We start from the raw sequence: 20,270 nt of genomic DNA, 5'->3' as shown, positions 1-20,270 counted from the left end.
TGTAACAGTTAAAAGTGGCAAGCAGTATTTTTCTTTATAAATTAAATTAAATGCAAAAAATCACAAAAGAGGTTTACCTCAAATGGTATGAAGACATGTTATTCTGGAGAAAGTTTGAAGACAAACTAGCTGCAGTTTATATCCAACAAAAAGTAAGAGGATTTCTTCACTTGTACAACGGTCAAGAAGCGGTATTAGCAGGAGCTTTACACGCTATGGATTTAACAAAAGATAAAATGATAACTGCTTACCGTAACCACGTACAGCCAATAGGTATGGGGGTAGATCCTAAACGTGTTATGGCCGAACTTTACGGTAAAGGTACTGGAACCTCACAAGGTCTTGGTGGTTCTATGCACATTTTCTCTAAAGAACACCGTTTTTTTGGTGGTCATGGTATTGTTGGTGGTCAAATTCCATTAGGTGCAGGTATTGCATTTGGTGATAAATACCACGGTAGCGATGCAGTTACCCTTTGTTGTTTTGGTGATGGTGCGGCACGTCAAGGGTCGTTACACGAGTCATTCAACTTAGCTATGCTTTGGAAATTACCAGTAATCTTTGTTTGTGAAAATAATGGTTATGCTATGGGTACTTCGGTTGAGCGTACAGCAAACCACACCGAAATCTGGAAATTAGGTTTAGGTTACGAAATGCCTTGCGGACCAGTAGATGGTATGAATCCTGTAAAAGTAGCTGAGGCTTTCGATGAAGCCATTCAACGTGCGCGTCGTGGTGAAGGGCCAACATTCTTAGAGTTAAAAACATACCGTTATAGAGGGCACTCAATGAGTGATGCGCAGCATTATAGAACAAAAGAAGAAGTAGAAGAATACAAGAAAATCGACCCAATTACTCAGGTAAAAGATGTTATTCTTGAAAAGAAATATGCTTCAGAAGCCGATATTAAAGTAATTGATAAGCGTGTAAAAGCTAAAGTTTCAGAATGTGAGAAATTCGCTGAAGAATCTCCATTCCCAGAAACAAATGTAATGTACGACGTAGTTTACGAACAAGACGATTATCCATTTATTAAACATAAACTATAAACAATGGCAGTAGTAGTAAATATGCCGCGTTTAAGCGACACCATGGAAGAAGGAACCGTGGCAACTTGGTTAAAAAAAGTTGGCGATAAAGTTGAAGAAGGCGATATTTTAGCTGAGATTGAAACTGATAAAGCCACGATGGAGTTCGAATCTTTTAACGAAGGTACTTTACTTCATATTGGTGTAGAAGAAGGTGAAACCACTAAAGTAGATGAACTTTTAGCTATTATAGGTGAAGCTGGCGAAGATATTTCTGGTTTATTAAGTGGAGGTGCTGCTCCTGCAGCCGAAACTGCTGAAGCTGCTCCAAGTACACCTGAAGCGCCTAAAGCAGCTGAAACTCCAGCTCAAGAATTGCCAGAAGGTGTTGTAGTGGTGACTATGCCACGTTTAAGTGATACCATGGAAGAAGGTACTGTGGCCACCTGGTTGAAAAAAGTAGGTGATGCTGTTGAAGAAGGTGATATTTTAGCTGAAATAGAAACAGATAAAGCCACTATGGAATTCGAATCATTCCAATCTGGTACTTTATTAGAAATAGGATTACAAGAAGGCGAATCGGCAAAAGTAGATTCGTTATTAGCCATAATTGGCCCTGCAGGAACCGATGTTTCTGGAGTAGCGGCAAATTTTTCAGCACCTGCTGCAAAAACCGAAGCTGTTAAAGAAGCACCAAAAGCAGAAGCGCCAAAAGCGGCACCTGCACCTGCGAAAACTGAAGCTAAAGCGAGTGCGCCAAAACCAACGCCTGTTACTGCAAACGGACGTGTGTTTGTATCGCCATTAGCTAAAAAATTAGCTGAAGAAAAGGGTATTAACTTAACAAAAGTACAAGGTTCTGGTGAAAACGGACGTATCGTAAAACGCGATATCGAAAATTATGAACCTGCTGCAGCAGTTGCAGAAAGTGCTCCAGTAACTAGTTTTGCAATTGCAGGTGAAGAAAACACCGAAGAGGTTAAAAATTCTTCAATGCGTAAGGCTATTGCAAAAGCTTTAGGTAATTCTAAGTTTAGTGCGCCGCATTTCTACTTAAATATAGAAGTAGATATGGATAACGCAATTGCTTCACGCAAAACGATTAACGCTATTCCAGATACAAAAGTATCATTTAACGATATGGTCGTTAAGGCTTGTGCAATGGCATTAACAAAACATCCGCAAGTAAATACCACTTGGGCCGATAATACAACGAAGTTCCACAGTCATATACACGTTGGTGTAGCTGTAGCTGTAGAAGACGGTTTAGTGGTTCCAGTAATCAAGCATACTAATGTATTAAGTTTAACGCAAATTGGTGCTTCAGTGCGCGATTTAGCTGGTAAGGCTAGAAACAAGAAAATTAAACCAGATGAAATGTCTGGAAGCACGTTTACTGTTTCTAACTTAGGTATGTTTGGTATCGAGAGTTTTACATCAATTATTAATCAACCAAACTCTGCGATTTTATCGGTTGGAGCAATTGTACAAAAACCAGTTGTTAAAGACGGACAAATTGTTGTTGGTAACACGATGATGTTAACGTTAGCTTGCGATCACCGTACGGTTGATGGTGCTGTAGGTGCACAGTTTTTACAAACATTAAAAACATTTATTGAGAACCCAGTAACTATGATTGCGTAGTTATAAGTTATTCAATTTATAATATTAAAAACCTGTTTCATAAGTTATGATACAGGTTTTTTTTATCTTTAAAACTATTAAAATCAATTAAAAAATGAAACATATATTTTCCCTTTTAAGTGTGTTTATGGTGTTTAGCTGTTCAACATCAAAAGCATTTCAAATTCAAGAATCTTCTGTAAAAGAAAGTTTAACCTATTTAGCTTCCGATGAGTTAAATGGTCGTCAAACCGGTACACCAGGCATCGAAAAAGCTGCCGTTTATATCGAGACATTTTTTAAGAAGAATGATGTAAAACCTTATTTTGAAACTTACCGAGATTCTTTTCAACTAAAGAAAATAACAGGATATAATATTGTAGGTTTCATAGAAGGAAATGATCCTGACTTAAAAGATGAGTTTATTGTGCTTGGTGCGCACTACGATCATATTGCAACTTCAAAAGCAGTTGATGGCGATTCGATTTCTAATGGTGCTAACGACGATGCATCGGGAACGGTGGCCGTCTTAGAATGGGCAAAATATTTTGCAAAAACCAAAACCAATAAACGAAGTATATTATTTACACTTTACGCTGCCGAAGAAATGGGCTTAAAAGGATCGGAGCATTTAGCTAAAGTTTTAAAAGACCAAGGATTAAATTTATATACCATGATAAATTTTGAAATGATTGGTGTGCCACGTGCTTCAGGTGAAACTTTAAGTTATATTACAGGTTACGATAAATCCAACATAGCAGAAAAATTAAACGCTTATGCAGGAGAAGAATTGGTAGGTTTTTTAGTGCAAGCGAAAGCTTATAACCTATTTAAACGTTCGGATAACTTTCCGTTTTTTAACGAATTTAATGTGCCTGCTCATGCTATTTCAACCTTCGATTTTACAAATTTTGAGTATTATCATCATGTGGATGATGAAGCCGATAAAATGGATTTTACGCACATGACCAGCTTTATAAATAAAATGATTCCTGCCCTTGAAGGTATGGCTAATGCGCCGTCGCAAGAAATAAAAATGAATAATGAGTAAAAACATCATCATAACAGGAACGAGTCGAGGCATCGGTTTCGAGTTGGTGAAACTATTTGCGAAAGCAGGACACAATGTTTTAGCGCTTTCGCGGAATGAAAAACCTATTCAACTTTTAAAACTTGACAATGTAACCGCGTTTTCATTCGATTTAGGCGATGCTAAAGCGTACAAAAAAGTACAAGATTTTATTTCCGAAAACTGGCAGCAAGTCGATGTTTTAATTAACAATGCAGGCGCTTTAATTAATAAACCATTTTCGGAATTAAGTATGCAAGATTTTGAGGCCGTTTATAAGACGAACGTTTTTGGTGTTGCCGAATTAACTCGTGTCGTGTTGCCGTTCATGCAAGCAAGTAGTCATGTGGTTACAGTAAGTTCTATGGGAGGTGTACAGGGTAGTATGAAGTTTCCTGGGTTGGCCGCGTACAGTTCTAGTAAAGGAGCTGTTATAACCTTAACCGAATTACTTGCCGAAGAATATAAAGACTCTGGAATAGCATTTAATGTACTTGCTTTAGGAGCAGTGCAAACCGAAATGCTAGAAGAAGCATTTCCGGGTTATCAAGCACCAACAACTGCCGAAGAAATGGCCAATTATATCTTCCATTTTTCATTAACCGGTCACAAATATTACAACGGGAAATTGTTGCAGGTTTCTAATTCTACACCTTAACTTATTTAAACGTAATTATTTGCATTAAAACAGAAAACAGATAGGATTGTAATAGGTTTTTCTATTTTAGCTTGTATGAAAAATACTTTCCTATTTGTATTCTTATTTTGTTTTTCGCTATACGTAAGTGCGCAAATAACTTTATCTCATAATGTTGGTGATGTATTAATTGATTCGGGTATGACGCCTTGCGAAGATGATGAATCGTGGGCTCGCGTTTTTAATCTATCCGATTATGGTAAAACGGCAAACGATCAGTTTATTATTAACACAGCTGAGATTGGAATTAGCAAATCGTATAATGGCGCATATCTTGGAGTTTCGGTTTATAGTATTGATTCAAACTTTCCTAATTCTAATCCTGTTCCTTTGGGAGCTGGTGGTTACGGGTTGTTGCCTAATATAGATTCTCCGCAAGTTGTAACATTAGATTTAGTAAGTCCAATAGTTGTTCCAAGAGAAGTTGATAGAATTTTAGTTGCTTTCCATAAACACGAAGACTTTTACAACCCTAATTCAGCAGAAGTTATAGTTGCCGGAACAGAACAAGATACGGATGTGTCTTGGTATTATGGGTGTAGAGAGTATTATGATTACGTAACAACAAATAATCTTAAAAATCCGGTTCCAAATGCTAATTTTTTCATTAATGTTACAGGAAACATGGTAGATGTTTCAAATTCTGGAGAACGGATAACTTTAATTCATAATGTTGGTGATGGTATTAAAAGAACTCGAATGTTTAGCTGTTCGTACGGCGCATATCATTGGGCGAGAGTGTTTAATTTAGGGGAATTTGGAATATCTCAAAATGAGGAATATGTTGTTACTTCTGGGCAAGTAGGTGTAAGTGGAGCTGATGGAGGAGCCAGTTTGAAATTTAATTTTTACAGGATTGATGATAACTTTCCTAATTCTTTTTCCGAAGAGAATTTAATAGGGAGTAGTCAATTTCAAAGAGTGCCACCCATATCAGAGTACAATCCTCAAATAATAAATATTGAATTCGAAGACCCCATTGTAATTAAATCTTCAGTTGATAAAATATTAGTAGAAGTTGTACATGATATTGTTTGGGGAAGCGGTGTTATGTTTGTAGCTGGTACCGATAATGATTTAGATTTTTCGTGGTACAAAGGTTGTGGTATGGGAGTTAATGGAGGTGATTGGTGTAATTTAGAATTTATAACAACAGATAAATTAAGTCGTGGAAATATTAATTTTTATATCAATGTTTCAGGTAAAGCAAATCCTGTTTCTAATTTGTCATTTGATATGGATATTTCAAATATTTGCTCGGAATTTTTAAAGGAATTTAGTGTTACAAATAAAGCTAATGTAGCATCAGTAATTTGGGATTTTGGAGATCCTGCTTCAGGGGTCAATAATACTTCTACAGATTTGTCTCCTTTTCACGATTTTTCAGTTGATGGTACCTACACAATTACAGCAACCGTAACAGCAATCGATGCTAGTGTGCATACATTTACTAAAACAATTGACGTTAGCGAACCACCACAAGCCTACGGTATTGAAAATGTTTACGCATGTGAGGATACTTATAATTCAGGAATGTCATCTTCTTTTGATACATCTGGCATTTTAGAACAGGTTTTAGGAGGACAAACCAATAAGGATGTTCAGTTTATAAATTCTATAGGAATGGTGTATGATAAATTACCAAACCCTTATAGTAATACAATGCAAGGAAGGGAAACGATAACAATTCGTGTTTCACATAGCAATAACCCTTGTTGTTATTCCGAAACGACTTTCGATTTTATTGTTAACCCGTTACAGCAATTAGAATCTATCTCAGATTTAGTAGTTTGCTCAATGGCAACCAATGGTTTTTCAACATTTAACCTTCAAGATGTACAAGAATCTTTAATAGGTACCGCGAATAATTTGCAAGTTTTATTTTTCCATGAAGATGGAGAACAAGTTCAAGGCGATTTAACAGCTGTAGAAAACACTGTTGCTAACGAAGAAGAAATTACAGTTCAAGTCCATAATACAGACACTAATTGCTACAATGAAACCACGTTTAAATTAAAAGTAAATCCGTTGCCCGAAGCTCATGTACTATCAGAATTAGTTGGTTGCGATGATAATGATGATGGTATTTCAGAATACTTTAATACCTCGAATGTAGAAACCGAAGTTTTAGGAAATCAAACAGGTTTGTTGGTGACTTATTTTAAAGCTAACGGTGAGGAATTACCCAATCCTTTACCAAATCCATATACGAATGCTACAGCAAACAGAGAGGAAATTACAGTACGCGTTACAAATCCTGCGACCTCATGTTTTTCTGAAGCAGTACTTGTTTTAAATACTTCAACTAAACCACAAATTAACGTGCCACAGTCAATTTTTAGTTGCGATTTAGGTAATGGATACGCAGATTTTGATACTTCAAATATTGAATCAGAAATTATTGGAAGTCAAAACGGATTGAAAGTACTGTATTTTGATGCTAATGGAAACGAGATAAATAATTTTGTTAGCTCTAACTTTCAAAATACAACACCTTGGCAACAAGCCATACATGTTCGGGTAGAAAATGAATTTAATAGTGCGTGTTATTCCGAAACAAGTTTAAATTTGGTTGTTAACGAATTGCCATCAGTAACGTTACAAGATTCTTATTTTTTATGTGATTTAGAACCTTTTTATACGTTGAGCATTGAAGATGGTTTCGATTCGTATTTATGGGAATATCAAGATGGCTCTCAAGTGTCAACGGGCAACGTTGTAAATTTGGAGCAGGCAGGAAATTATACATTAACATTAGGTAAAACCACGAACAACACCTATTGCGAAAATAGTTTTAATGTGGCATTAGTACGTTCTCAATTACCTACCATTACGAGTGTTGAGAAGCGAGAGTTATCCGATAAAAACTATATAGAAGTTTTTGTTTCTGGTGATGGCGATTTTGAATATTCTATCGACGGAGAAAATTTTCAAAACAGTAACTTATTTGCAAATGTATTAGGTGGAGTTTATTCAATTTCTGTTAGAGATAAATTAGGTTGTGGTGCCGATAATCAAACTGTTGTTTTGGTTGATTACCCAAAGTTTTTCACACCAAATAACGATGGTATTAACGATTATTGGAACATTAAAGGTGTCGAAAATTTCCCAGAAGCCACCGTGTTTATTTATGATAGATACGGTAAAATTCTTAAGCAATTAAAAACTAATAGTATAGGTTGGGATGGAACTTTTAGAGGCGAATTTATGCAAAATTCTGATTATTGGTTTAGCGTAAAATTAGATGAAAATTATAACTTTAAAGGACATTTTTCATTAAAGAGATAATATGAGTAAATACAAATGTATTATTTTCGATTGCGATGATATTCTAGTGGATAGCGAAATTGTAAGCAATCAAGTTTTGGTTGATATGGCAAACGAACATGGCGCCAATATAGATTTAGAATATGCTTTCAATCATTTTAAAGGAAGTTTTATAGAAGCTTGTGTGGAGAAAATTTCGGCTATAGCAACAAAACCACTTATTGATAATTTTATTGAAGTTTACAGAGAAAGAAGCTTTACTGCTTTTAAACAAAATATGAAACCTGTTAAAGGTATAAAACAAGTTTTAGAACATTTAGAATTACCGTTTTGTGTAGCTTCTAGCGGGCCAGAAGATAAAATAAAACTCAATCTAGAATTAACAGGATTATTACCGCATTTTGAAGATCGGATTTTTAGTTGCTACAAAATTCAGAAATGGAAGCCTAATCCAGCGGTGTTTTTATGGGCAGCTGAAACTATGGGTTTTAAACCAGAAGAATGTTTAGTGATTGAAGATAGTTTGTCTGGAGTAACCGCAGCCATAAATGGTGGTTTTGATGTTTTTGGTTACACCGAACGCGATTATAAAAACGAGTTGCAAACCAAAGCAACAAAAACATTTGGAGATATGAGTGAACTTCTAAATTTAATTTCAGGCCAATAAGTGCAATCTAAATTAAAAAATTACATACCCGATAATGCTTTAGAGTCAGTTTTAAAACTCTTAGAACACGATAATTTAATTGTAAAAATTAAAAGTGAGCGCAAAAGCAAACATGGTGATTATAGGGCGTTACCCAACGGGAAACATCAAATTACAGTAAATGCGAACTTAAACGAATATCGGTTTTTAATCACATTAATTCACGAAATCGCCCATTTTGAAGCCTTTAAAGCGTTTGGAAGACAAATAAAACCGCATGGTTTAGAATGGAAACGCACGTTTCAGCGCCTTATGCTGCCATTTTTAAACCCAGAAGTTTTTCCGATGAGTTTGCTGCCGCTTTTGGCTAATCATTTTAAAAATCCAAAAGCATCAAGCGACACCGATGTTAAATTAGCATTATCATTAAAACAGTTTGATGAACCCAATAATAAATCGTATATTTTTGAAATACCGTATGGTAGCATTTTTAAAATATACAACGGCAGAGTTTTTAAAAAAGTAAGTAAGCGTGTAAAACGCTACGAATGTGTTGAAATTAAATCGGGAAAATTGTATCTTTTCAATCCCAATGCAGAAGTAGAAATTATAAATACAAAATAACAATAACAAGTAAATAAAAACGAATAACAAAAAACACAACCATGAATAAAAATTATTATGCCATTTTAATGGCAGGTGGCGTGGGGTCTCGATTTTGGCCAGTGAGTACACAAGAGTTTCCAAAGCAATTTCACGATATGTTGGGCACCGGCGACACCCTTATTCAAAAAACATTTAAACGTCTTTCGCATCTTATTCCAAAAGAAAATATATATATTTTAACCAACGAGCGTTACAACGATTTGGTTTTAGAGCAACTTCCAGAGGTAACTCAAAAACAAGTGGTTTTAGAACCTGCAATGCGTAATACAGCGCCTTGTATTTTGTACGCATCATTAAAAATTCAAAAGGAAAATCCAGATGCAGTCATGATTGTGGCACCAAGTGATCACTGGATTGAAGATGAAGCAACGTTTTCTAAAAATGTAGAGCAAGCTTTTGAGTTTTGTTCAGACAACGATGCATTAATGACTTTAGGTATTCAACCAACTTTCCCAAACACGGGTTATGGGTATATTGAATTTGATAAAAGTGCTTCTGAAGACATAAAATCGGTTAACCAATTTAGAGAAAAGCCAGATTACGAAACGGCTAAATCGTTTATCGATCAAGGTAACTTCCTTTGGAATGCTGGTATTTTTATGTGGAGTGCTAAAAGTGTTGTAAAAGCTTTTGAGAACAATCAACCTGAATTATACAAACATTTCGAGGCGGGAATTTCGGCTTATAATACCGATGCCGAAGCAGCGTTTATTAAGGAAAATTATCCGTTAGCAGAAAACATTTCAGTCGATTATGCGATTATGGAAAAATCTGATAATGTTTATGTGATTGGTGCCGAATTCGATTGGAACGACCTTGGTACATGGGGCAGTTTATACGATAAATTAGGCGCTAACGATAACGGAAATGCGGTCGTAAATGCCAGAACCTTAGTTGAAGACGCTTCTGGAAATATGATTAGAACCAAAAACAATAAAATTGTAGTTGTAGATGGTTTAAATGATTATATTGTGGTAGATAAAGAAGATGTATTATTAATCTATCCGAAATCAAAAGAACAAGACATTAAAAAAGTACTCCAAAAAGTAAAAGATAAATTTGGAGAGCAATATGGTTAATAACATATGAGTGACGAAAGTAAATTCAATTTCTCTGAAGAAGAAGTTAAAAAAGAGCAAACCGTAGAACAGAAAAAAGAAGCAGTTAAAAAAGATGCTCAAGGTTTATTTAAGAGTATAAAAACTTTTTTTAGTGAGCTATTGGATTTTCGAGAAGACACCGATAGAGATGCGACTATTGCAGCTATTAAAGGCGATATACCGTTTAAAGGTGCAACGGCTTGGATTTTGGTGTGTTCTATATTTGTGGCTTCCATTGGTTTAAATGCCAACTCCACAGCAGTGGTTATCGGAGCCATGTTAATTTCGCCACTTATGGGGCCTATTTTAGGTGTAGGTCTGTCTATTGCCATAAACGATATTGATACCTTAAGACGCTCGTTAATAAACTTAGCCATTATGATTGTGCTTAGTTTATTAACGGCGTTTTTATTTTTTAGGTTCTTTCCGTTGAGTGAAGATACTTCGGAACTTTTAGGACGTGTAAAACCCGATATTCGAGATGTGCTTATAGCGTTTTTTGGTGGTTCTGCTTTAATAATTGCACGAACTAAAAAGGGGACCATTGCATCGGTTATTTTTGGTGTTGCTATTGCTACAGCGTTAATGCCACCACTATGTACGGCAGGTTATGGTCTAGCAAAAGCGAATTGGGAGTATTTTGGGCAAGCCATGTATTTGTTTACTATAAACACCATTTTTATTGCCTTAGCAACCTTTTTGGTACTTAAAATTTTGCGTTTCCCAATGCTTAGGTATGCAAATTCTAAGAAACGTAAACGCATTGCACAATTAGCAACCTTAATAGCAATTATGGTCATGATTCCAGCATCTTTTACCTTTTGGAGTGTGTATAAAGAAAGTACGTTTAATAGAGATGCGATTAAATTTATTGATACGGAATTAGGTGCATTGCCACATGCCGAATACATTAAAAAAAATACAACTTATAAATATTTTGAAGATGGTGATGGATTAATAGAATTAAATTCTTTTGGTTTAGATGAAATTCCAGAAAGCACGATTGGTTTGCTAAAAACACGTTTAGCCGATTATCCTGCTTTAGTGAAACAGAACACGAAATTAGTTTTTAACCAGAATAGAAATGCTTCGGTTGATGGTTACAATACCATGAAGCAATTACGCCTGCGAGATTCTTTGGATTTATTATCGCAACAAGATCAAATTCGTTACTTACAAAAGCGTGTTAATACCTTGGAGCGTTTAGAAAAAGATTATATTCCTTTTGAAGAGTTAACGCAAGAAATTAGCATGAATTACGAAACTATTGATGAGATTTCGTTTGCAAACATCATCCATTCTAATTTTAAAAAGCTAGATACTTTACCTGTATTTTCTGTAAAATGGGTAGATTCTTTAGCTAATGAAGCTGCTAGAAATAAAGACAAACAGAAGCTTGAAAAATGGCTTAAGTTTAAATTAGATTTAGATACGGTTGTTGTAAAACGTGTGAATTAAGAGTTCTCCTCTAAATACACTCTACGAACCTTTTTAAATAAATTTGAAGAATACACAAAATCGGTAACCGATTGGTTATCGGTTTTAAATATAGTGTCTTTAGAGCCTTCCCATTCTTTAAGGCCGTTTTTTAAGAACACAATTTTTTCGCCTATTTCCATAACCGAGTTCATATCGTGCGAGTTAATTACGGTGGTAATTTGATATTCGTCGGTTATCTCTTGAATTAAATTGTCAATTACAATAGATGTTTTTGGGTCTAAGCCAGAGTTAGGTTCATCACAAAATAAATATTTTGGGTTATTTACAATGGCGCGAGCAATAGCCACACGTTTTTGCATACCACCAGAAGCTTCACTTGGCATTTTTTTGTGAGCATCATCAAGATTTACGCGTTTTAAAACAAAATCGACACGATCTTCCATTTCGCTTTTACTTTGTTTAGTAAACATTCGCAATGGAAACATAACGTTTTCTGCAATCGTCATCGAATCAAACAAGGCACTACCTTGAAAAACCATACCAATTTCGGCACGAATGTTACGTTTTTCATCTTCCGATAGTTTCGAGAAAACCTGTCCGTTATAGGCAATGCTTCCTTCCTCGTAATTAAAAAGGCCTAATAAACATTTTAAAAATACAGTTTTACCCGATCCACTCTGCCCAATAATTAAGTTGGTTTTACCTTTATCGAAAGTGGTGGTTATGCCTTTTAAAATATGGGCATCTCCAAACGATTTATGTAAATCTTTAACTTCAATCATTAGCCTAAAAGCATTTGGGTTAAAAAATAATTTATTACAATTACAACAACACTGGTCCAAACAAACGATGTTGTACTGGCTTTACCAACTTCAAGTGCGCCACCTTTCATATAGTAGCCATGAAAAGAAGGAATGGTAGCTAATATAAAAGCAAAAACAATAGTTTTTATAAAGGCATAAACAATGTGAAACGGAATAAAATCGGTTTGAATACCAACAATATAATCTTCAACAGAGCTAAATCCGCCATAAACACATGCCGCCATACCACCTATAATTCCTAAAAACATAGCAATAGAAATAACAAATGGATATAATAAAAGTGCTATAAATTTAGGAAAAACTAAATAGTTTACGGCGTTAATTCCCATAACTTCTAGAGCATCAATTTGTTCGGTTACACGCATGGTGCCAATACTAGAAGTGATAAACGAACCCACTTTTCCGGCCATAATAATCGAAATGAAAGTTGGCGCAAATTCTAAAACAATAGATTGTCTTGTGGCAAAACCCACCAAATATTTTGGTATTAAAGGGTTATCAATATTCAGTGCGGTTTGTATACTAACCACGCCACCAACAAAAAACGAAATGAAGGCAACAATACCCAACGAGCCAATAATTAAATCGTCAATATCTTTTAAAATAAGCTGCTTCATGACGCTCCATTTTGTGGGTTTGCGAAACATTTCAGCAGTCATTAAAAAGTAGGCTCCAATATTATGTAGGTAATTCATAATTTAAATTGTAATTGCTAAAGTATAAAAAACTTGTTGGTATTTAACTTTAATTTTAAATTATGATGTATTAAAATATGTATTTTTGAACCTCATTTTTAGACTCGTTATGATAAATAGAATTTTCCTTTCGGTATGTTTGGTAGTGTTAAGTGTTACTGCAAAAGCACAAGATACAAACCAAAATACAAAGCCTAAATTAGTGGTTGGTATTGTGGTAGACCAAATGCGCTATGATTACTTAACGCGATTTTATAATAAATATGCCGAAGGTGGTTTTAAACGTATGATGAACGATGGGTTTAACTGTAAAAACAATCATTTTAATTATATTCCAACAAAAACAGGACCTGGTCATGCATCGGTTTTTACAGGTTCCACACCAAAATATCATGGTATTATTGCAAACGATTGGTACGATAAATACGGTAAAACAATGGTGTATTGTGCTGGTGATGATTCTTATGAATCGGTAGGAACTACATCAAAAGATGGTAAAATGTCGCCACACCGAATGAAAACTACAACCTTTGCCGATGAAAACAGATTGTTTACCCAAATGCGAGGAAAAACAATAGGAATTTCTATAAAAGATAGAGGTGCTATTTTACCTGCTGGACATACAGCTAATGCGGCCTATTGGTTTCGCGGAAAAGATGAAGGCGTTTTTATTTCGAGCACATTTTATATGAATGATTTACCAAAATGGGTAAAAGATTTTAATAATTTGAATGTTGCCGATACATATTTAAAAACTTGGGATACTTTTTTTGATATTGAAACTTACACTGAAAGCGGCGACGATTTAAATACTTTTGAAGGTGGTTATCGCGGAAAAGATGAAGCGATATTTCCTTACAATTTAAAGAAACTACACAAAATAAATGGTGGATATGATATTTTAAAAGCCACACCTTACGGCAATAGTATTGTTGCTGATTTTGCGATAGCAGCTTTAAAAGGAGAAGCTTTAGGTAAAGATGATATTACCGATGTGCTTACTGTAAGCTTTTCTAGTACCGATTATGTAGGACATAATTTTGGGGTGAATTCCAAAGAAGTTGAAGATACTTATATTCGTTTAGATAGAGATTTAGAACGTTTTTTTAAGGCTTTAGATGCTGAAGTTGGCAAAGGGGAATACACGGTTTTTTTAACAGCCGATCATGGTGCTGTTGAAGTGCCTTCGTACTTAAAATCGAAGCACATTCCTTCTGGTTATTTAAATAATAGAGAAACACGCAAAAAATTTGAAGCCTTTTTAACGGAAACTTTTGGAGTTGAAGATTTAATTGAAAATATTAGCAACGACCAGATATTTCTTAATTACGACCAGGTTAAAAAAACTGGTAAAACTTTAAGCGAAGTTCAAGATGTGATGGTTAATGAGCTTATTCAATACGATGGTGTTTACAAAGTATATTCTGCAACAACCATGAGTAATAACGATTTTACTTCAGGTATGGAAGAGTTACTACAAAAAGGGTATAATCAAAAATATTCGGGAGATATTTTAGTGGTTTCAAATCCAGGTTTTATATCTTATAGTAAAACAGGTTCTACGCATGGTAGCGGATTTAACTACGACACGCATGTGCCTTTATTGTTCTTCGGGAAAGGCATAAAACATGGCGAGACTTTGCAAAAAACAGTAATTCCAGATATTGCACCAACAGTATCTGCTTTATTAGGAATAAGTTTTCCTAACGGATCAACAGGACAACCTTTAGAATTTGTGTTGGATTAATTCAAGGTTGAAAAACAGTTTCTGTTAAGACATAAAAATACTTGTGATTGGTATTTATAATTTTAAAAAAAGAGGCTGTCTAAAAAGCCACATTTTTGTCAATCTGAACTTGTTTCAGATTCTAATGTGTTTTGTAAATCCATTGTTTAAGATTCTGAAATAAATTCAGAATGACAGATTTTACACTTTTTGGACAGTCTCTTTTTATCTATTCACTTTGCGAAATATAATCAGTTTAATTTTCTATCACAATTTTTCTGACTGCGGTTTGATTCAAATTATTTGAGAGCTTTACAAAATAAATTCCAGAATTAATGTTTGATACGTTTATTTCCAGTTTGTTGCTGTTTTTCAGTTTTTCTTGCATTATCAATCTGCCATTTAAATCATAAATTGAAACTTCAGATAAGTCATTAGAAGAAGAACTTATATTTAATGTGCCTTTGGTAGGTATTGGCCAAAGAGAAATATCATTTTCAAAACCAATATCTCGAACCGAAAGTGTGCCATTATATAAACTGGTTATTTGCTCAGGAGTCATTTCGTAGTTGTATATTCTGAAATCATCAATATTCCCATTAAACAAAGGATCTGGCCATTGGCTTTTTCCAATATAATTATTTACGGGCATGAAATCCGTCGGTCTTAAATTAATATTGGTATTTGAGGTAGCCAATTGTCCGTCAACATAAAGCGAACCCCCATTAGCTCCAAGGGTTACCGCTACATGATGCCATGAGCCTGTAGGTAATGGATTTGTACTCAGCTGCTGTTCGCCAGCATTACTTCCACTTGTTATTGCAAATCTCATAACGCTACCATTACTCGGGCTTAAGAACATATATTGGTTGGTGTTGTTACCAAAATCAAAAATTCTTTGCCAAGCGTTACCACCATTCCAATACACCCATGCTGTTATAGATAAGTTGTTTAGGTTATTTGCAACACCTTCAGGAGCCAATACATAATCGTCAACACCATCGAGTACAATGCCATTATCTAAATAGCCTGATGAGAAAGTAGCTTCACCAACAATTGTTCCTTCATTTCCATTTCCAGAACTATCAAACGCACTTACGCCACTGGTTTCGTCAAATTTATAATGTAAAATATTTTTTCTAACGGTTATAGTAAAACTTAATGCAGAAACACAGCCCTCATCATTTGTATAAATAACGTTAGCAACACAAGATTCGGTAGGAGAAAAAGTTTGTTCTCGAGACGATCCAGAAGTACTGCAACCACTCCAATTCCATGTGCCTCCAGTTTCGGGTTGAGGTGATAATGTTACCGATGATCCTGCATCAATGGTCACCTCGTTTACTTGCGCTAGTTCTCCGGCATCGATTCCTATATATGGTACAACAGCGGTAGGCGTACAGCCATCAGCTAAAATAATATTAGGTGAGGGTGGTGTATCCATTTCGCCACCAAAATAAAAACTAAGATTTGGAGGCTGGTTATACGAATTGTTTTGCCATGCAATGGCTGTTCTGTAGTTAGGATCATGCATTAAGGTATACATTCTTTGATCTGTGCTATAAGGAGTAACAAAAACAACCAAACCAGTGTTGTCTGAACGTCTGAATATCGCTTCTTCTCTCCAATCTCCTAAAATATCAGCCATAAGGCAAGGATTGGATTTAGTTCCATTATTGTCGGAAATTGATGCTATATTATACAATGTGGCTACCCTATCGGTTCCGCTTCCATTCCATTTAGTTATTACCGTTCTGTCTAGTAATTCACGCTGAACGTCACCATCCCACCAAATGCCAAAGTTCATGGTATATCCATTTCCGGCTGTTGTAGGATATGTTGATGAAATTAATGCTCCAGTACAGCTACGAAGCCCAGAACCATCCCAACCCCATATTTCCATGCCTTTGTAGTTTGGGTCTATATCGGCAGCCATACATCTTCCAATATCACCACTTGACCAGTTTGCCCATTGTATTGTGCCATCGGCAGCATTTCTTAAAGCTAAACCTGGTACTGTTGTGCCATTAGCGCCCTCCATACAACTATAATATTCCAAACCAGGTATATCAGGATTAATGTCTGCTAAATGCGCAGCGTCGCCATGGCCAAAACCAGTAGAGTAAATACTATTGCCATATTCATCAACCGCCATGGCTCCATAGGTTATCTCGTCCCGACCGTCGCCATCAACATCACCGACAGCAAGATTGTGGTTTCCTGATCCGGTATAAATAGTGGCTGTACCGTTAGGGTCGCTATCCCAAGCCCATTCCTTTGTCAATTCTCCATTTCTAAAATGCCATGCTTCAAGTTTTATGCGATGATAAATTCCCCTGCTGATTACAAAGCTTGGATTCACCCCATCGGTATAGGCAACAGACCACATACATTTAGTAGCACGGTGACCAAGTTGAGACATGTTTTGTCCTGGTAATCCCCATTGCACTATGGGATCAAGGTCTATATACCAATCCCATGCAACTTCTGCACCCGTTTCACCATCAAATATTGATATATAGTCGGGACCTTCGGTTCTGTAGTAAGAGCTATTTAGTGCTGCTGTTCCACTATAATCTATTTCTCCATCTTGATCTCTGTCCCCAATGTTATTGCCTAAACCGTCAATCATGCCATCTGAAGTTCTGGTGGCAACCTCGGCTTTTCCATCATTATCTAAATCGTAAACTAAAAAGTTCACTTCCACCGCGTTTATCAAATTAGGTCCCAAATTAATGGCCCACATAAAAGTACCATCAAGTTCATAAGCCTCAAGATAGTGATAATAGGGGCGTGTAGGAGACTGATCATTTGAGAGCCTTTTTACAACAATTTCATATTCACCATCACCATCGAGGTCTCCAACAGAGGCATCATTAAGGTGATGGGTATCGAAACCCCCGTTAAGTGGTCTTGCTGGAATAGAAAAATATTCCCATCCTTTAATGCTAGAAGCAGGAGAAAGTTCTTGTTCTGTTCCGCCAATAACAGCAGCAACACTATAGGAATCATCGGTACTTATTGCATCAACATAATTTGAAACATTAAGATTTGAAGCAATTAGCGTTGTGCCACGGTATAGATTGTAAGTGGCATTTTGGGTGTACTCATTTGCAGGAATACGCCAGCTTATTAGCACAGAATTTGTACCGGTTCGCATGGCGATTAAACCTCGATCGAGGTTTTCCATGTAACGTTGTCCAAAAAGTGAGAAGCTGAAAAGTGTAAACATTCCAAGTAGGAATGTTTTGTGGTATTTAAATAATTTCATCTTATGTTGGTTTAGTTGATTGTTAAGTGTGTTGTTTACACTTATAAGATTTTGTTAAAAATACAAAATAAATAGAAAGGATTACCCTGTACTTACCTGCTCGACTTCAAATATTTAGAAAATACAAGGAATTGGTCTTTTTAATATATGAGTTTTATTTATAACTTAACAAAAACATGGTTGTCTAGATTTTAAATAAAATTCTCCTTGTTAAACAAATATTGGTACGAATGCTATTTTGTAGGTGTTTGATAAAAATAAATAATACTTTATCAACTTTGTTTTGAAGATATTAAAACTAGCCAAGCTTTTTAAGTATTCCCTTCCAGCGTAAATTCCTAATAAATTTACCTTCTTCTTTGTTTACCAAAAACGCAGGTTTTTCATTTAAAGCTTTAAAATAGCCAAGTACATAATTTAGCAGTACTGTTATGCTTCGCTTTTTATAAGCTATTTTTAAAGCCGCAATTGCAGTAATTGTAAATCCGTAGCGCATTTTATACATGGCTTCACCTTGCAGGTATTTTGATGTTTTATTATAGTTTGCCCCAGTGGGTTTAAGGTGTTTAATGCGAAGCGATTGGTCGGTTTTTACATCCCAACCATGGTATTTCGCTAATAAAGTGTCTACGGTATCCCAACCAATGGATGGTTTTAAACCGCCAATAGCATTAAAGCAAGCTTTTCTGTATGCTTTAAACGGTCCCCGTACATGGGTTTTGTTTGCAATATTTTCGTAAACCCAAGCATTGTCTTTTTTTATAAAAGCTAAACCACCTGCAATTCCAACATTTGGGTTGTTTTTAAAAATCGCATTTATTCTTTCTAAATAATTGTTTGGTAGAATAATATCGGCGTCGAATTTGCAAATAATATCAAAATCGGAATTTAGGCTATTAAAACCTTTATAAAAGGCATTAATAACTTTTGTTCCTGGGCTATGGATTTGTGATGATTTATGGTTGATTAAGCTAATCCACTCATGTTTTTCACAATATGCTTTAACAATAGTTTCTGTATCGTCGGAAGAATTATCGTTTACTACTACTAGTTGTTTTGGTTTGTAGGTTTGATTTACCAAAGAATCTAACGTTAATCCAATAACATCTTGTTCGTTGTGCGCAGGAATGATTATTGAAAAGTTCATTTAATCTTTAGTTTTGTAAGCTTCAATTAATCCCGTTTTAGATTTTGGAACAAAGAAGCAATTTCTAACGCCATCATCGTACGTTCTTTTTATAGTATTGACTTTTTTTAATCCCTTTACTGTATGATTATAGAAGTCGTAATCGATTGCGGTAAAGAAGGCATCTAATTCTGCCTCAATTGTATTATATAAAGTTTCACAGATAACAATAGGTTGGTGTTTAACGATTGTTTCCTTGCTAGCTTTTAAAATACTAATCTCGGTACCTTCTGTATCCATTTTTATTAAATCAATTTTATCTAAATTGTAGTTTTTAGTAAAATTAGTTAGTGTGGTTGCTTTAACAGTGTTTTTTATAAAATTTCTTGAAGTTGTTTTTGTGCCTGCATTTCCCTCACCAGCTAAATCGTATTTTAGATATTTATACTTTATACTTTTTACTTCATAAAAATCGATGGTTCCAGAACTATCACTAAGTGCTAAGTTTATAGGGGTTATACTTGAATTGAAATTATTTAAAATGATATTTTTATTTAAAAAATATTTGGGTCCTAATGCTGGTTCAAATGCGAAAATTTTTATGGTAGGGTTGGCTTTAGCTGCTAATAACGAGTAATACCCTATATTAGAACCAATATCTAGAAAGCAAGTTGCTTTTTTTGAAAGTCCTTCAAAAATATCTGAATATTCAAATTGTTTGTAGCCTTTCCAAAAAAGAATTTGAGTTAAATAACTTGTTTGATTTGTTGCAATTTTAATTAAACCAGAATCTGTTTTTAGATTTAAAGTACCAGAAGGCGGGATTTTTATTTTATCAGGAAGTAAGTTTTGTAAAAAATAATTTACGTTTCTTAAAACATAGTTTATTTGCTTTTGGTAGATTAATTGATAAATTATTTGTGGAAACATTTTATTTTTCTGTTGATTTTAAATTTGTAAATATATCCACAATTGTCTAATAAATAATGATTAAATCTCTTTTAAAAACAATAAACCTCTGTTTATACAGAAGGGGTTTATTTATATTGATATTATTATCCTTAATTGGTCACTCCCAAAGTTATACTGTTA

The 20,270-nt window shown here is 35.0% G+C and carries 15 protein-coding genes; 10 read left to right on the top strand and 5 right to left on the bottom strand.

The genetic code is table 11. The features are described 5' to 3' along the window. Positions 1-50 precede the first annotated feature (50 nt). From pdhA to PK35_RS14085, 9 genes are all read left to right on the top strand, one after another. A complete protein-coding gene (pdhA, locus tag PK35_RS14125; protein WP_044627217.1) occupies positions 51-1,049 on the top strand; it encodes a pyruvate dehydrogenase (acetyl-transferring) E1 component subunit alpha in 999 nt (332 codons plus the stop codon). A 3-nt stretch (positions 1,050-1,052) separates the two neighbouring features. Beyond that, positions 1,053-2,672, top strand: coding sequence for a pyruvate dehydrogenase complex dihydrolipoamide acetyltransferase (locus PK35_RS14120; protein ID WP_044627216.1), 1,620 nt, complete (start codon positions 1,053-1,055; stop codon positions 2,670-2,672). Positions 2,673-2,766: 94 nt separating this feature from the next. Next, positions 2,767-3,702, top strand: a complete 936-nt coding sequence (locus PK35_RS14115) for a M28 family peptidase (protein WP_044627215.1) — start codon at positions 2,767-2,769, stop codon at positions 3,700-3,702. Further along, positions 3,695-4,378: an SDR family NAD(P)-dependent oxidoreductase gene (locus PK35_RS14110; RefSeq protein WP_044627214.1), complete on the top strand. Its 684-nt coding sequence runs from the start codon at positions 3,695-3,697 to the stop codon at positions 4,376-4,378. The genes PK35_RS14115 and PK35_RS14110 overlap by 8 nt, the downstream gene beginning before the upstream one ends. A 75-nt stretch (positions 4,379-4,453) precedes the next feature. Beyond that, positions 4,454-7,705 carry a T9SS type B sorting domain-containing protein gene (locus PK35_RS14105; RefSeq protein ID WP_044627213.1) on the top strand — a complete coding sequence of 1,084 codons (3,252 nt, stop codon included), beginning with the start codon at positions 4,454-4,456 and terminating at the stop codon, positions 7,703-7,705. Position 7,706: 1 nt separating this feature from the next. Continuing rightward, entirely contained in the window at positions 7,707-8,351 is a 645-nt protein-coding gene (locus tag PK35_RS14100; protein WP_044627212.1) for an HAD family hydrolase, read from the top strand. Beyond that, positions 8,352-8,954 (top strand): SprT-like domain-containing protein, encoded by a 603-nt coding sequence (locus PK35_RS14095; RefSeq protein ID WP_044627211.1) that lies wholly within the window; start codon positions 8,352-8,354, stop codon positions 8,952-8,954. It begins immediately after the preceding gene. A 41-nt stretch (positions 8,955-8,995) separates the two neighbouring features. Beyond that, positions 8,996-10,075 (top strand): mannose-1-phosphate guanylyltransferase, encoded by a 1,080-nt coding sequence (locus PK35_RS14090; RefSeq protein ID WP_044627210.1) that lies wholly within the window; start codon positions 8,996-8,998, stop codon positions 10,073-10,075. A gap of 6 nt (positions 10,076-10,081) precedes the next feature. Continuing rightward, positions 10,082-11,554 carry a DUF389 domain-containing protein gene (locus tag PK35_RS14085; RefSeq protein ID WP_044627209.1) on the top strand — a complete coding sequence of 491 codons (1,473 nt, stop codon included), beginning with the start codon at positions 10,082-10,084 and terminating at the stop codon, positions 11,552-11,554. On the opposite strand, the gene PK35_RS14080 is transcribed toward PK35_RS14085, so the two are convergent. Both PK35_RS14080 and PK35_RS14075 read right to left on the bottom strand, forming a co-directional pair. Next, the gene (locus tag PK35_RS14080) at positions 11,551-12,318 is read right to left on the bottom strand and encodes an ABC transporter ATP-binding protein (RefSeq protein ID WP_044627208.1); all 768 of its coding nucleotides are present in this window, start codon (positions 12,316-12,318) and stop codon (positions 11,551-11,553) included. The two genes, PK35_RS14085 and PK35_RS14080, sit on opposite strands and share 4 nt — an antisense overlap. Continuing rightward, on the bottom strand, positions 12,318-13,055 hold the full coding sequence (locus tag PK35_RS14075) for an MlaE family ABC transporter permease (protein WP_044627207.1): 738 nt from the start codon (positions 13,053-13,055) through the stop codon (positions 12,318-12,320). The genes PK35_RS14080 and PK35_RS14075 overlap by 1 nt, the downstream gene beginning before the upstream one ends. 109 nt (positions 13,056-13,164) lie before the next feature. Here PK35_RS14075 and pafA point away from each other — a divergent pair, with 109 nt between their 5' ends. Then, complete coding sequence (gene pafA / locus PK35_RS14070; RefSeq protein ID WP_044627206.1) at positions 13,165-14,802, top strand: alkaline phosphatase PafA; 1,638 nt, start codon at positions 13,165-13,167, stop codon at positions 14,800-14,802. Positions 14,803-15,037: 235 nt separating this feature from the next. Here pafA and PK35_RS17205 read toward each other — a convergent pair whose 3' ends face one another. From PK35_RS17205 to PK35_RS14055, 3 genes are all read right to left on the bottom strand, one after another. Further along, positions 15,038-18,052, bottom strand: coding sequence for a rhamnogalacturonan lyase family protein (locus PK35_RS17205; RefSeq protein ID WP_082048592.1), 3,015 nt, complete (start codon positions 18,050-18,052; stop codon positions 15,038-15,040). Positions 18,053-18,350: 298 nt separating this feature from the next. After that, positions 18,351-19,199 (bottom strand): glycosyltransferase family 2 protein, encoded by an 849-nt coding sequence (locus PK35_RS14060; RefSeq protein WP_044627205.1) that lies wholly within the window; start codon positions 19,197-19,199, stop codon positions 18,351-18,353. Continuing rightward, entirely contained in the window at positions 19,200-20,108 is a 909-nt protein-coding gene (locus PK35_RS14055) for an FkbM family methyltransferase (RefSeq protein WP_044627204.1), read from the bottom strand. It lies immediately after the preceding gene. Positions 20,109-20,270 lie beyond the last annotated feature (162 nt).

It is taken from the genome of Neotamlana nanhaiensis, from assembly GCF_000943555.1.
GTDB lineage: Bacteria > Bacteroidota > Bacteroidia > Flavobacteriales > Flavobacteriaceae > Neotamlana > Neotamlana nanhaiensis.
The sequence above is the reverse complement of the archived record's forward strand: the minus strand, read 5'-3'. Positions and strand labels throughout refer to the sequence as shown.